This window comes from Streptomyces alkaliterrae, from assembly GCF_007097205.2.
Lineage (GTDB): Bacteria > Actinomycetota > Actinomycetes > Streptomycetales > Streptomycetaceae > Streptomyces > Streptomyces alkaliterrae.
Genome location: NZ_VJYK02000149.1, coordinates 1 through 13499, shown reverse-complemented (window position 1 = coordinate 13499; position 13499 = coordinate 1). Strand labels below are relative to the sequence as shown.

At 73.3% G+C, this 13499-nt stretch carries 11 protein-coding genes; 7 read left to right on the top strand and 4 right to left on the bottom strand.

All coding sequences use genetic code 11. The features are described from left to right. Positions 1–276 precede the first annotated feature (276 nt). From FNX44_RS15300 to tatA, 6 genes are all read left to right on the top strand, one after another. Positions 277–2391: a hypothetical protein gene (locus FNX44_RS15300; protein WP_228449913.1), complete on the top strand. Its 2115-nt coding sequence runs from the start codon at positions 277–279 to the stop codon at positions 2389–2391. A gap of 211 nt (positions 2392–2602) precedes the next feature. After that, on the top strand, positions 2603–4489 hold the full coding sequence (pelF, locus tag FNX44_RS15295; RefSeq protein WP_228449912.1) for a GT4 family glycosyltransferase PelF: 1887 nt from the start codon (positions 2603–2605) through the stop codon (positions 4487–4489). Next, positions 4486–5928: a hypothetical protein gene (locus tag FNX44_RS15290; RefSeq protein WP_143648795.1), complete on the top strand. Its 1443-nt coding sequence runs from the start codon at positions 4486–4488 to the stop codon at positions 5926–5928. Before pelF ends, FNX44_RS15290 begins: the two co-directional genes overlap by 4 nt. A 77-nt stretch (positions 5929–6005) precedes the next feature. Continuing rightward, entirely contained in the window at positions 6006–6659 is a 654-nt protein-coding gene (locus tag FNX44_RS15285; protein WP_143648794.1) for a spherulation-specific family 4 protein, read from the top strand. 2 nt (positions 6660–6661) lie between these two features. Continuing rightward, positions 6662–7528 carry an endo alpha-1,4 polygalactosaminidase gene (locus FNX44_RS15280; RefSeq protein WP_228449915.1) on the top strand — a complete coding sequence of 289 codons (867 nt, stop codon included), beginning with the start codon at positions 6662–6664 and terminating at the stop codon, positions 7526–7528. Between the two features lie 117 nt (positions 7529–7645). Beyond that, the gene (gene tatA, locus FNX44_RS15275) at positions 7646–7834 is read left to right on the top strand and encodes a twin-arginine translocase TatA/TatE family subunit (RefSeq protein ID WP_143648793.1); all 189 of its coding nucleotides are present in this window, start codon (positions 7646–7648) and stop codon (positions 7832–7834) included. A gap of 35 nt (positions 7835–7869) precedes the next feature. Here tatA and FNX44_RS15270 read toward each other — a convergent pair whose 3' ends face one another. Then, positions 7870–8940 carry a hemolysin family protein gene (locus FNX44_RS15270; RefSeq protein ID WP_143648792.1) on the bottom strand — a complete coding sequence of 357 codons (1071 nt, stop codon included), beginning with the start codon at positions 8938–8940 and terminating at the stop codon, positions 7870–7872. Further along, positions 8937–10337, bottom strand: coding sequence for a hemolysin family protein (locus tag FNX44_RS15265; RefSeq protein ID WP_143648791.1), 1401 nt, complete (start codon positions 10335–10337; stop codon positions 8937–8939). Before FNX44_RS15265 ends, FNX44_RS15270 begins: the two co-directional genes overlap by 4 nt. 527 nt (positions 10338–10864) lie before the next feature. Between FNX44_RS15265 and FNX44_RS15260 the strand changes: the two genes are divergently transcribed. Further along, positions 10865–12307, top strand: a complete 1443-nt coding sequence (locus tag FNX44_RS15260; RefSeq protein WP_407699185.1) for an LCP family protein — start codon at positions 10865–10867, stop codon at positions 12305–12307. Between the two features lie 30 nt (positions 12308–12337). Here FNX44_RS15260 and FNX44_RS15255 read toward each other — a convergent pair whose 3' ends face one another. Together FNX44_RS15255 and FNX44_RS15250 are read right to left on the bottom strand one after the other, a co-directional pair. Further along, positions 12338–12883 (bottom strand): hypothetical protein, encoded by a 546-nt coding sequence (locus FNX44_RS15255; protein WP_143648790.1) that lies wholly within the window; start codon positions 12881–12883, stop codon positions 12338–12340. 210 nt (positions 12884–13093) lie between these two features. After that, positions 13094–13297 (bottom strand): cold-shock protein, encoded by a 204-nt coding sequence (locus FNX44_RS15250; protein WP_143648789.1) that lies wholly within the window; start codon positions 13295–13297, stop codon positions 13094–13096. Positions 13298–13499: the final 202 nt, after the last annotated feature.

Genomic DNA, 13499 nt, shown 5'->3' with positions numbered 1-13499 from the left:
GGCCCCCGCCGCACTCACGGGTGGTTTCCCGCCACCGTGTCGGACGCCTCGACGGGCTCGTACACCCGATATCACCCCTTGTTCGACCAATCGACAGCAGTGGGTCACAGCGGAACCCGAGGCTCATGTCGGGGGTGAGTGGGCGAATCTGAGAGCGACTTCCCAGATGTGCCATTTGGGCCACGTCGCGCCCGCGCAGCCGCCAAGCTGTCAGCCGTCAAGCGACCGCAGGCGGTCGCCTCAGGCACGGCCCGACGCTCCTCGGGGGTACGGAACATGGTCATAGGCAACACCGGTCGGAACGCGTCGCCCAGGCGTCCCGACCGCAAATCCCGCGGCTCCCGGCTGCGCCGGGTGGTCGCGGTGGGCACCGCGGCGCTGATGCTGACCTTCGGGGTCCAGCACGCGGCGCAGGCGGACGAGCCGCCCCGCGTCGATCTCCGCGTCCTGGTGCTCGACGGCGGAGATCCGGGAACGGACGCGATCCGCGAGCGGCTGCGCGGCACCGGAACCCCCCACACCACGGTGAAGTTGGACGACTCCGGTCGCCCGACGATCGACGAGGCCTTTCTGGGCACCACCACCGGCGGCCGTCCGCACGCCCGCTTCCAGGGCGTGGTGGCGCCCAACGCGGCACTGACGGCACTGAGTTCAGCCGAGCGGGACGCGCTGCGCGACTACCGGTCCGCCTTCGACGTGCCGCAGGTCAACGCGTACGTCTACCCGGAGCCCGCGCTCGGCCTGAACTGGCCGGCGGACCCGGGCTACGTCGGCGTCCTGGACGGCACCCAGGCCGAGTTGACGCAGGCCGGTCTCGACGGCCCGTTCGGCTACCTGAAGGGCGGCGTGCCGTTCGACGACCTCGATCCGGCGGTGAACGAGACGTACGGCGCGCTGGCCGTGCCGCTGGCCGACCCGCCGGCAGGTTCGAGCTACACCAGCCTGCTGGAGGCGCCGATCCCCGGCAGCGCGGAGCGCGGTTCGCTGATCGGCGAGTGGCGGCACGACGGACTGCGCGACCTGGTCCTGACGTTCAGCTACAACCGCTGGCAGCAGCACTTCCGGCTGCTGACCACCGGCGTGCTGGACTGGGTGACGGACGGGGTGCGGCTCGGCCAGGCCCGGAACTACTTCGCGGTCCACGTCGACGACGCCTTCGCGCCGAACGACCGCTGGGACACCGAGAACAACTGCACCCCCGGCGGCTTCGACTGCCCGTCCGGTTCCGGGACGGAGCCGGAAACGATCCGGATGACGGACGCCGACGCCCGGCACGCCGTCCAGTGGCAGCGGGACAACAAGTTCACCATGGACATGGTCTACAACGCCGGATTCGCCGAGGAGTGGCGTGCGGCGAACGGCGGGCAGGACGCCCTGACCGACCAACTGGTTTCGGACCGCGGCGAGTTCCGGTGGATCAACCACACCTACACGCACCCCTACCTGGGCTGTGTGCAGGACGTGTCCGTGACGCCGTGGGTGTGCGCGAAGAAGCCCGACGGCAGCACGAAGTGGGTGCCGCGCGCCACCATCGTCCAGGAGATCCAGCAGAACCTGGACTGGGCGGCCGCGAAGGGCATCACCGTCGACCGACGTGAGCTGGTCACCGGCGAGCACTCCGGCCTCAGGCGGCTGCCGGTGCAGCCGGACGACAACCCGAACCTGGCGCGTGCGCTGCGCGACACCGGCGTGAAGTGGATCGCCAGCGACAACTCGCGGGAGCCGGAGCAGCGGAAGGTCGGACCGGCGCGCACCGTGCCCCGCCACCCGATGAGCCTCTACTACAACGTCGGCACGGCCGAGGAACTGGTCGACGAGTACAACTGGATCTACACCAGCGAGGCGGACGGCGGCAGCGGCGTCTGCGAGACCGACCCCAACTCCACCTGCCTGCCCGAACCGCTCGACGTGGAGACCGGGTTCGAGGAGTACATCAAGCCGCTGGAAGTGCGCATCGCGCTGTCGCACGCCACCGACAACGATCCGCGTCCGCACTACATCCACCAGTCCAACCTCGCCGAGGAGCGGCTGGCCTACCCGGTGCTGACGTCCCTGCTGGACACCTACCGGGGGCTGTACGCGAAGAACACGCCGCTGCTGAACCGCTCGCAGCGCCAGCTGGGCGTGGAGACGCAGCGCCGGGGCCGCTGGGCGAAGGCCCTCGCGGACGGGCACGTCACCGGCTACCGGATCGGTGACACCGTCACCCTCCAGGTGGACGCGGCGGCCGGCGCGCTGCCGGTCCCGGCGACCGCCCCGAAGGGCACGACGGTCACCGGGCACGCCGCCGGAGGCACCAGGCCGCTCGGCGGGGCGTACGCCGGAAGCCGGTCCGGCTGGACGAAGCCGGCTCAGGCCGGCGGCGCCCTGACTCTTCAACTGCCCAACTGAGAAACGGCGTTCGTGCCCGTCGACCTGTCCAGGTCGGCGGGCACGACAACGCGCGCCGAAGCGGCCGCCCGGCCCGCACGTCACGGAAGGCGAACCGCAGGCCCATCGCGCGCGTACAGCACCACAGCCGCCCGGCACCAACCCGTCAGCACCGTCAGCACGTCCCGAACGTCGTTCCGAACGCCATTCCTGCCCTGGGGGGACAGCAGTTATGAGCGCGATGCTCCAGCCCACCACGCCCGTCCACTCCACGTCCGTCCACTCCACGTCCGCGCACGCCGACACCGTGCGGGCCGACCGGCTCGGCCGGCCCGCACGGCTCGACCGGCCCGCGCGGCCCGGCGCCGCCGCGACCGCCCGGTTGCCGGTCGCCGGTGACCGCGTCACCCTGCTCACCGAGGGCACCTACCCGCATGTGCACGGCGGCGTCAGCACCTGGTGCGACCAGCTCGTGCGCGGCATGCCCGAGGTGCGCTTCCGGGTGTTGTCGCTGACCGCCAACGGCCAGGAGCCGCTGGGCTGGGAGCTGCCGCCCAACGTCGTACGGCACCAGGCCTTCCCGCTGTGGGGCGGCACCCGCGACGACAACCGCAAGGGGCCCTCCCGGGGCCGCCGACGCCGCTTCCTCGACGCCTACGAGCGCTTCCTCACCGCCCTCCTCGCCCCCGGCAACGATCCCGGATTCGGGCCCGCGCTCTACGAGTTGGCGGAGCTGGCGAGGGCCGGCCTGCTGCGCCGGGCGGTGGCGTCGGAGGGCGCACTGCGGGTCCTCACCGACGTGTGGACCAGGCCCGGGACACCGACCGCGCCGGCCGCCCCCAGCCTGCACGACGCGCTCACCGCGGCCGGACTGCTGGAACACCTGCTGCGGCCGCTGGGGCTGCGGATAGCCGACGGCGGCATAGCCCACGCCGTCAGCGGCGGCCTTGCCACCCTGCCCGCGCTGACGGCCCAGCACTTCGACGAGGTGCCGTTCCTGCTCACCGAGCACGGCATCTACCAGCGGGAACGCTATCTCGGCCATCGCGGCGCCTCCCTCGGCGCACCCGTCAAGACACTCCTGCTGGGCTTCTACCGGCAGCTGGCCGCCGAGAGCTACCGGGCGGCCCGGCTGGTCACCCCGTGCAACCAGTACAACCGGCGGTGGGAGGAGCGCGGCGGCACCCCCGCCGAACGCATCCGGACCGTCTACAACGGCGTCGACCCGCGCGCCTTCCCGCACGCCGGCCCGGAGCCGGAGGTGCTGACGCTCACCTGGGCCGGCCGGATCGACCCCATCAAGGACCTGGAGACCCTGGTCCGCGCCTACGCGCTGCTGCGCCGCGACTTTCCCGAACTGCGGCTGCGGCTGTTCGGCGGGGTGCCGGCGGGCAACGAGGACTACCACGACCGGCTGGCGAAGCTGACCGCCTCGCTCGGGGTGGCCGACCGCGTCAGCTTCGAGGGTCGGATCAGCCAGGTCAGCCGCGCGTACGCGGCCGGCAGCGTCGTGCTGCTCTCCAGCATCAGCGAGGCGTTCCCGTTCAGCCTGATCGAGGCCATGTCCTGCGGGCGCGCGACGGTCTCGACGGACGTCGGCGGGGTGCGGGAGGCGGCGGGCGACTGCGGCGTGGTCGTCCCGCCGCGCGACCCGGAGGCGATGGCCGCCGCGACGGCCGCGCTGCTGCGGGACCCGGCGCGGCGGGCGGCGCTCGGCGCCCGCGCCAGGCAACGCGTGATCGACCAGTTCACGCTGCGGGCGTCCGTGGACAACTTCCGCCGGATATACCGCGAGTTGGCCTCCGGCGGGCCGGTCCTGGCGCCACCCGCCCCCGACCGGCTGCCGCGCCCGGCAGCTCACGCGGAACCGACCGCCCCGGTGGCGGAGGCCGCGAGCGGCGGTGATGCCGCGACGCCCGGGTCTGAGACCGGTCCGGCCCGGGCGGAGACGCCGCCCGTGGAGACGCCGCCCGTGGAGACGCTGCCGCTGCGCGGACGCGGCCTGCTCGCCGAGCCCGCCCCCGACCACCGCGCGGCGGACCACCCGGCGGAGCACCCAGGGGGCCGCCCGCTGGACCACCCCGCCTCCCGGCTGGTCGGCCACGGCGGTGGCCGATGACCGAGCTGAGCAGGCGGACCCGCGAACACGCCGCGGCCCTGGCCGAGTTGGCGGCCCGGCTCGGCGCGGACTGCGCCGCCGCCGTGCACCCCGAGGAAATCGCCGCGCTGCTGGAGTCCGAGGGGCTGAACGACCAGCGGATCAGGGAGCGTTACGGCTTCCCGGACTCGTTCGCGCTCGCCGACGAGCTGTTCGCCCGGGTGCCGCGCGCCCACCACCGGGCGCCCGCCCCCGACCCGGGCGACGGCCCGCGCGCCGAGCTGCTGCGCTGTCTGGTGCGCGGCGTCGTCTTCACCCTGCCCGCTCTGGCGTTTGTCCTCGGCAGCCCCTTCCTCAGCGGCCCACCCGGCACCCGCGGCCTGCCCACCGGCACGTTCACGCTGCTGGCCGGCGCGCTGTGCGGATGGGCGTGGAGCCAGGCGCTCTCCCACCGCGCGCACTTCTGGCTGGGCCTGGGCGGGCCGCCGGGGCGTCGCGCCGCCGCCCGGGCGCTGGCGCGCGGCGCGTCGGCCGGTGTCGCCGCATCGGTGGCGCTCGCCGCTCTGGCCGCGCTGCTCACCGACGGCGCGCCCTGGCCGGTGTGGGTGTTCTGTGTCGGCCAGGCCGGCTATCTGGCCGGTGCGACGGTGCTGCTGGTGCTCGGGCACGAACGGGCACTGCTGGCCGCGCTGCTGCCGGTCACCGCGGGCGGTGTGCTGAGCGCGCTGCGGGACCTGCCGGACGCCTGGCGGGCGGCGCTGCTGGGTGCCTCGCTGGCGGCCGTCCTCGTGCTGGCCGTGCTGACCGTGCTCGCCGAACTCGGCTCGGCGGAGGCGGAGTCGGCGCCGCGCTACCCGTCGCTCGCGCCGCCGCTGTGGTCGTCGGTGCCGTACGGGCTGCTGGGGCTCGGCGTGGGCGTCCTGGTGATGCTGGCGATCCTCGCCGACGTGCTGCGCGACGCGGCGCTCGGCAGCATCGCCGCACCCACCGCGCTGGCCCTGTCGCTGAGCATGGGGCCCGCCGAGTACCTGCTGGGCCGCTTCCGGCACCGCACGCTGGGGCGACTGCGCGACCTCACCGGCTTCGCGGGCTTCCGGACCACCGTCGCCGTCGAACTCGCCCGGGGCATGCTGTGCTACCTGGCGCTGCTGCTGCCGCTCGCCTGGCTCGGCTCGCTGGCCTGGCCGTACGCGCCCGGGGCCGAACCGGGCAGGCTCCTGCTGCTGCTCCTGCTGGGCGCCACCCTGTGGGCGGCGCTGCTGCTCCAGGCGTTCGGCCGGATCTGGGCCGCCGTGACCGCCTGCGGGCTGGCCGCCGGCGCGGAGCTGGCCGGGCTGCTGCTGCCCGTGTTCACGACGGTCGACGCGCTGGCCGTGCAGCTGGCGGTGTGCGGGGCGACCGCGCTGGTGCTGCCCCCGCTCGCCTGGGCCCTGCTGGGCCGTGCCACCGCCCACCGTTGAGCCGCCGCTGAGTCCCCCGTCAGCTGAGTCCCCCGTCAGCTGAGCCTCCCGTCAGCCCACGAACACCAGGAGCGGCAGTGCGTCTGCTGGTACCGCTGTACGAGAACCCCGCCGACCGGCCGGAGGCCTGGCGCCGGCTCTTCCTCGCCGCGCCCCGGCTGTACGGCGTGGTGCTCAACCCGGCGAGCGGCGTCGGCACGGCACCGGACCCCGCGTTCGTCGACATCGCCGCCCGGCTGCGCGCCGCCGGGGTGCGGCTCCTCGGCTACGCCGACACCGCCTACGGCGCCCGCCGCCACGCCGACGTGCTCGCCGAACTCGACCGCTACCGCGCCTGGTACGGCACCGACGGGGCGTTCCTCGACCAGGCCGCCGGCAGCACCGCCGAGCTGCCCGAGTACGCGCGCCTGGCGGCGCTGGCGCGCAGGCGGGGCGTGCGCACGATCGTGTTCAACCACGGCACTCATCCGGAGTACGGCTACACCGAACACGCCGACCTGCTGGTCACCTTCGAAGGAGACTGGACGTCGTACCTGACCGCACGTTCTCCCCACTGGACGCGACGGGTGCCGCCGGGCCGGCTCTGCCACCTCGTGTACGGGGTGCCGGCGGGGCAGGCAGACCGGGTGTCCGCCCTCGCCGAGGAGCGCGGTGCCGGGGTGTGCTGCGCCGTCCCCGGCGGCCTGCCGCATCCGTGGGACAACCTGCCCGAACAACTGGAGACGGCGTGAGCCTGAGGTTCGACAAGTCCGGGGCGGCGCGCTCCGGGACCAGCCTGGCGGTGGCGGGCGCGCTGCTGTGCGCGCTCCTCGCCGGCTGCTCGACCAAGCCGGACGACCCGGACGACGACACGGACGCGCGGCCCTCGCCGTCCGCCTCCCCGCGCGGCGAGCGCTGGCAGCCGAAGCCCGGCCTGGACTGGCAGTGGCAGCTCAGCGGCAGGCTCGATCCGGACGTCGACGTCCCCGTCTACGACATCGACGGCTTCGACCACGACGCCTCGGTGGTGCGGAAGCTCCAGGCCCGCGGGGTCAGGGTGATCTGCTACATCAACGCCGGGGCCTGGGAGGACTGGCGTCCGGACGCCGACGACTTCCCCAAGCGACTGCTCGGCCGGGGCAACGGCTGGGAGGGCGAGCGGTGGCTGGACATCCGGCAGCTCGACGTGCTGCGCCCGCTGATCGCCAAGCGTTTTGACATGTGCCGCCAGAAGGGCTTCGACGCGGTCGAACCCGACCAGATGGACGGCTACGAGAACCGGACCGGTTTCCCGCTGACCGCGCGGCACCAGCTGGATTTCAACCGCATGCTCTCCCGCCTCGCGCGGGAACGCGGGCTGGCCGTCGCGCTGAAGAACGACGTCGACCAGGTCCGCGAACTCCTCGACGACTTCGACTTCGCGGTGAACGAGGAATGCGCCGCCTATCGCGAGTGCGAGAAGCTGAAGCCGTTCGTGGACGCCGGAAAGGCGGTGTTCCACGTGGAGTACCGGCTGAAGGCGGCGCAGTTCTGCGAGCAGTCCAGGAAGCTCGGACTGAGTTCGCTGGTGAAACGGCTCGATCTGGACGCCTGGCGGCAGTCCTGCGCAGACGCCCGCTGACGCCCGGGCCCGCCGGGCGGTCCGGGGAAGGGCTTTCCGGGGTTTTGGGCGGGTCTTGGGCGGCCGCATTCCGTCGCTTTGCCGGTCCGGGAGGCGCCGGCGGGCATAGTGGCGCACATGGTCAGCAACGGAATCGCGCCCTGGCACCTGCTCATCGTGGCGCTCGTCGCGGTGGTCGTCTTCGGCTCGAAGCGGCTGCCCGACGCGGCACGCGGCCTCGGCCGCGCGCTGCGGATCTTCCGCGCCGAGGTCACGGCACCGACGACGGCGACGAAGCCGGGGGACCGGTCGCCGGCCGCGGACTGAGCGACACTCCGCCGCGGCCGGCTACGCCTCCGCGCCTACGCCACGCCCGTCGTCAGCGGGCCGGTCAGCCGGATCATCAGGTCGTCCAGGCTGATCAGCCCGGCGAGGGAACCGTCCGCGTCGCGGATCACCGCGAGCGAGGCCCGGCGCTGCCGCAACTGCTCGATGGCGTCGGCGGCGGTGTCGGTGGCCCGCAGCTCCGGCACCGGCCGGGCGAGTGTCGCGGCGCGGGCGGCGGTCCGGCCCCGGTGGCGGGCGACCATCGCGTCCCGCGCGTGGACCGAGCCCAGCACGGTCGTCGCCGTGCCGCCCCCCGCGGCGTCGCCGCCGTCCGGAGTCTCGCCGACGACCAGCAGCCGGGTGAGGTCGTGCCGCGCCGCCGTGGCCAGCACCTCCTCGACGTCCGCGGACGCCGGGACGGCGGCGATCCGGGCCGCCGGCACCATGAGCCGGCCGACCGGGGTCTGCGGCTCGGTCAGGCTCCTGGTCAGCAGCGCCGAGTCGTCCCGGCTGATCAGCCCCAACCGCTGTGACTCCTTGACGAGTTGGGTCAGCTGCTCGCGGTTGTGTACGGAGGTCAGCTCCTCACGCGGGGTGACCCGGCAGAGCCGGACGAGCGCGTTGCTGATCCGGTTGAGCAGCAGGATCAGCGGGCGCACGGCGGTCGTCACGGCCCGGAACGCGGGCGACAGCAGCATCGCCGACCGTTCCGGGTGGGCGATGGCCCACGACTTGGGTGCCATCTCGCCCACCACCATGTGCAGGAACACCACGACCAGCATGGCGCACAGGAAGGCCGCGGCGTAGCTGAGCGAGGTGGGCAGCCCGAGGGAGACCAGCAGCGGGTCGAGGCGCGCGGAGACGGCGGGCTTGGAGATGCCGCCCAGCCCCAGTGTGCAGACGGTGATGCCGAGTTGGGCTCCGGCGAGCATCAGCGACAGCTCGCGCATCCCGGCCAGCGCGGAAGGTGCCCCGCGGCGCCCTTCCGCGACGGCCTGCTCGACCCGGTGCCGACGGGCCGCCACCAGGGCGAACTCGGCGGCGACGAAGAACCCGCTGCCGGCCAGCAGCAGCACGGTGAGCGCGAACGCGGTCAACGGGCTCATACCGGCTCCTCCTGCTGGGTACGACTGGTACGGCCCACGGCCCGCCCACCGGCGGCGGGCACCAGCGGGACGTGCCGCGTGGCGGCGCGGGGTCCGGCGGTGAGGCGGACGCGGCCCGGCACGTGCCGGTCGAGGGTCAGCACCTCGACGAGCGCGGTACCGCCCGGCGCCGCGAGTTCGACGGTCAGCCGGTCGCCGAGGGCGGGGAAGCGGCCGAGGCGGTCGACGACCAGGCCGGCGACCGTGTCGTAGTCCTCGGACTCCGGCAGCGCCACGCCGGTGGCCTCGGCGATCTCGTCGACCCGCCGGTGCGCGTCGACGAGCCACGACTCCCCGTCCTGGACGGCGGGTTCGACGACCTTGTCGGTCTCGTCGCTGATCTCGCCGACCAGCTCCTCCGCGATGTCCTCGAAGGTCAGGATGCCCGCGAGGCCGCCGTGTTCGTCGAGGACGACGGCGAACTCCTCACCGTGTTCGTCCAGTCGGCGCACGGCGTCGGGGAGGGTGAGCGTCTCCGGGAGCAGCAGCGCGGGCCGGGCCAGCTCACCGGCGCGGGCCCGGTCGACCCGCTCGGAGCCGTGCCGCATCAGTTCCCGTACTCCGACGACTCCGACGACGTCGTCCGGTCGGCGGCCGGTGACGGGGTAGGTGGAGTGGCCGTGTTCTGCGATGAGCTGGACCACGTCGGCGGCCGGCGCGTCGGCGGCCAGGTAGAGGATGTCGACCCGGGGGACCATGACCTCGCCGACCGTGCGCTCGGAGAACTCCAGGGCGTGGTCCATCAGTCGGGCGGTGTGCGGCGGGAGGTGGCCGTGGGCCCGGGAGGCGTCGACGAGGTGTCCCAGCTCCTCCAGGGTGGCGCCGTGGTGCAGTTCCTCCACCGGTTCGATGCCGATGCGGCGCAGCAGCCGGTTGGCGGCCGAGTCGAAGACCCGTACCAGGGGCCCGGCTATCCGGAGGTAGGCGAGCGTGGAGCCGGCGAGCGCCTTGGCGAGGCGTTCGGGCACGGCCAGCGCCAGGTTCTTCGGGGCGAGTTCGCCGAGGACCATCTGGAGTGCGAGGGCCGTGACGAACGCGATCGTCAACGCGGTGCCGCTGACGGCTCCCTCCGGCACGCCGATCCCGGCGAGCAGCGGGCGCAGCAGTTCCGCCAGCGCGGGCTCGGCGAGGAAGCCGACCACCAGGCCGGTGACGGTGATACCCAACTGGGCGCCGGAGAGCATGAAGGAGAGCCGTTCCAGCACCTTCACGGCGCGGGCGGCGCGTTTGTCGCCGGCGGCGGCCTCTCGGGCGAGGGCCACCCGGTCGGCGGCGACGTAGGCGAATTCCTGCGCGACGAAGTAACCGGTTCCCGCGGTGAGCACAAGCACCGCGAGGAGGCCGAGTGCGGCGTTCACCGGGCACCGGCCGAAGTGGTGGGGCGGCGGGCGGCGGAGGGCGCCGGCGCCTTGCGGGGTCCGTGCCACCCCCGCTCGGTGATCCGCTTTCCGTGGGCTGCGCCGGGGAAGTGCGGAGGGGATGTGGCACGGCTGGTACTGGGAGGTTCGCCCATGACGGGACGCGGCTCCTTATCGTCTGCCGGGCGCGCGCCCGGACTTCGTTCAGCCGGGCGGACACCCGGCCTGCTACCTGCTTCCCGGCATAGTAAAGGAGACGCAAATTAATACGAGCCCGGCGGACGTGATTTCGGCCGCTCTCGTCACTCTGAGCGCCGCGACGTTCACCCTGCGGCCAAGAAGGGTCAACTCCTTGAAAACAGCACTCCCGCCGATCGTTGCACTATTGGTACTGTCGGCGGGCCGTGCACCGCCTCACGGCGCTTGGGAGGGGGATAGGCGGGCAGAAGAGCAGGAACCGGTCACAAGACAGCGCCCCCTTCGACGCGTGCCCGTTCGACGCGTGAAGAGGGCTGGAGGTGTACAGCGTGGGTGACACACAGCGCGGACCGGCCCGAGGAGCGGGCCGCGGCCGCCGCCGCGCCGCCCCCGCCTCCGGCCGGTCCGGTGGCGGGCACCGCCGCGCGCCGCGTTCCCGGCTCACCCGACGCGGCCGGGTGACGGCCTGGACGGCCGGCACGCTCGCCGCGGTGCTGCTCGCCGGCGGCGGTATCGTCGGCTACGTCTACCACCGCCTCGACGGCAACATCGACGCCGCCGACCTGGAAGGCCGCCTCGGCGACAACCGCCCGGCCTCGCTCAGCCCCGGCGCCAAGAACATCCTCGTCGTCGGCTCGGACAGCCGCGACGGCATGGGCGACAAGTACGGCAAGGGCTTCACGACGATGCAGTCCGACACGCTGATGGTCGTGCACATCGCCGCCAACCGGGAGTGGGCGACGGTCGTCTCGCTCCCCCGCGACTCCTGGGTGGAGATCCCGACCTGCCAGCAGGACGACGGCAGGTCCTCCCGGCCGCACCACTCGAAGATCAACGAGGCGTACGCCCTCGGCGGCATGAACGGCGACGTCTCCGGCGCCGCCGCCTGCGCGATCCGCACCGTCGAGCACAACACGGGCCTGCGCATCGACCACTTCATGTCGATGGACTTCCAGGGCTTCAAGGGCATGGTCGACGCCGTCGACGGCGTCGAGGTGTGCCCCGAGGAAGCCATCGACGACAAGAAGGCGCACCTCAAGATGGACGCCGGCTGCCAGACGATCAAGGGCGAGAAGGCGCTCGGCTACGTCCGCGCCCGCTACAGCCTCGGCGACGGCTCCGACACCTCGCGCATCGGCCGCCAGCAGGAGTTCATGTCCTCACTGGCGAAGAAGGCGCAGTCCAAACTCAACGACCCGAAGGCCCTCTTCGACTTCATGGAGGCCTTCACCAGCTCGCTCACCACCGACCGCGAACTGGCCGGCGTGCGCCCGCTGTACGACCTCGCCCGCAGCGTCCAGAAGATCCCGGCCAACCGGCTGACGTTCCTGACGGTGCCGAACTACCCGCGCGAACGCGACGTGCCCACCGACAAGGCCAACGTCGTCTGGCAGTACCCGCAGGCCGAGGAGCTGTTCACCTCGCTGGCGGAGGACCGCGAGGTGAACAAGAAGAAGTTGGAGGCGGCGGCCGAGGAGAGCGCCGCGCTCACCCCGTCGCAGGTGCGGGTGTCCGTGCTGAACGGCACCGGGACGCCGGGCCGCGCGGCGGAGGTCGCGGCGCAGCTGCGCGCGGCCGGCTTCCAGGTCGTGACGACGGGGAACGCCGCCGTCCCCAGCGAGCGCACGACGGTCGAGTACCCGCAGGGGCTGCGCGCCCACGCCAGCGTGCTGAGCGGGCGGGTGCCCGGCGCGGCCACCGCCGCCGGAGGCACCCTGCCGGGTGTGCTGACGCTCACCATCGGCGACGACTTCCGCGGCGTCCGCTCCTGAGGCCTGTCCGCGGCCCTTCCGCGCTCCCGCTCAGGCCTCGCGGACGTCGCCCGGCGGTGAGTCCGTGGGCGCCGGGCGCGCGCCCAGCACGTGCCGGTACTGCTCGGCCGCCCGCTCGTCCAGATACGGCGACAGCCGCAGCAGCACGCCGCGCACGAGGTAGCCGCGCTCGGCCCGCGTCGGGATGTCGGCCGCGTTCCGCTGCAGCTGCCTGGCCCGCGCCTCGGCATCCGCGTGGGTCGAGAACACCTCGATGACGCCGCCCAGCGCGACGCTGCCGGGGTCGTTGTCCGACACGAGCCCGCCGTCCACCCGGCCGTCCTCGAAGCTGACCTTGCTGTGGTAGCCGTCCGGCTCCCCCAGCAGATGGTCGGGATCGCTGTCCGGGGTGTGCACGGTGGGCCGCTCGACGGGCAGCCCGGCCTGCTCGATGCGGCGCAACACGTCCTGCGCCGCGTTGGTCACCCGGGACGGTCCGGCGCCGTCCCCGTGCGAACCGGGCGGATGCTCGTCCGCCGACAGCAGCCCGAGCACGGCGGCCGAAGCGACCACCGCGAGCGCCACGACACACGCCACGACCGCGACCCTGCCCGGACCCCGCACACTCCTCACACCCTCGTCGCTCGACCGCTGCCCCCGTCCCTGGCAGGGTAAGCGCAGCCCGCTCCCGCGGGCCGCCCGGCGCCCCGCTCGGTACGCCGCGTGACCACGCCCACACGACGACGGCGCCCCCCGACCGGCACGTGGCCGGTCGGGGGGCGCCGTGGGCGCGTCACGCTCCGGGAGTCAGCCCCGGACGATGTTGGAGGCCTGCGGGCCCTTCGGGCCCTGGGTGACCTCGAAGGTCACCTTCTCGCCCTCGACGAGCTCCTTGAAGCCCTGGCCCGAGATGCTCGAGTAGTGGGCGAAGACGTCGGGGCCGCCGCCGTCCTGCTCGATGAAGCCGAAGCCCTTTTCCGCGTTGAACCACTTGACGGTACCGGTGGCCATGTCGATCTCCTCCGTACGGGATCGTTTTGGGGCCCGCACCCTGCGGTGCCCCACCGTCGCCGCTATGACCCCATCCGGACATGACCGGTAAAACAAACCGCGCCCGACGGTCACATCCCCGTCAGGCGCGCATGGCGTTCATGAGAACCAAAACTGCAACTCCGACAAACTTAACACACCGGGCCCACCCCCACCTCGCCCA

Coding starts and splice junctions, on each gene's coding strand:
- FNX44_RS15270 (WP_143648792.1), bottom strand. CDS start 8,940: ATGAGCCCGTTGACCGCGTTCGCGCTCACCGTGCTGCTGCTGGCCGGC.
- pelF (WP_228449912.1), top strand. CDS start 2,603: ATGAGCGCGATGCTCCAGCCCACCACGCCCGTCCACTCCACGTCCGTC.
- FNX44_RS15250 (WP_143648789.1), bottom strand. CDS start 13,297: ATGGCCACCGGTACCGTCAAGTGGTTCAACGCGGAAAAGGGCTTCGGC.
- FNX44_RS15290 (WP_143648795.1), top strand. CDS start 4,486: ATGACCGAGCTGAGCAGGCGGACCCGCGAACACGCCGCGGCCCTGGCC.
- tatA (WP_143648793.1), top strand. CDS start 7,646: ATGGTCAGCAACGGAATCGCGCCCTGGCACCTGCTCATCGTGGCGCTC.
- FNX44_RS15300 (WP_228449913.1), top strand. CDS start 277: ATGGTCATAGGCAACACCGGTCGGAACGCGTCGCCCAGGCGTCCCGAC.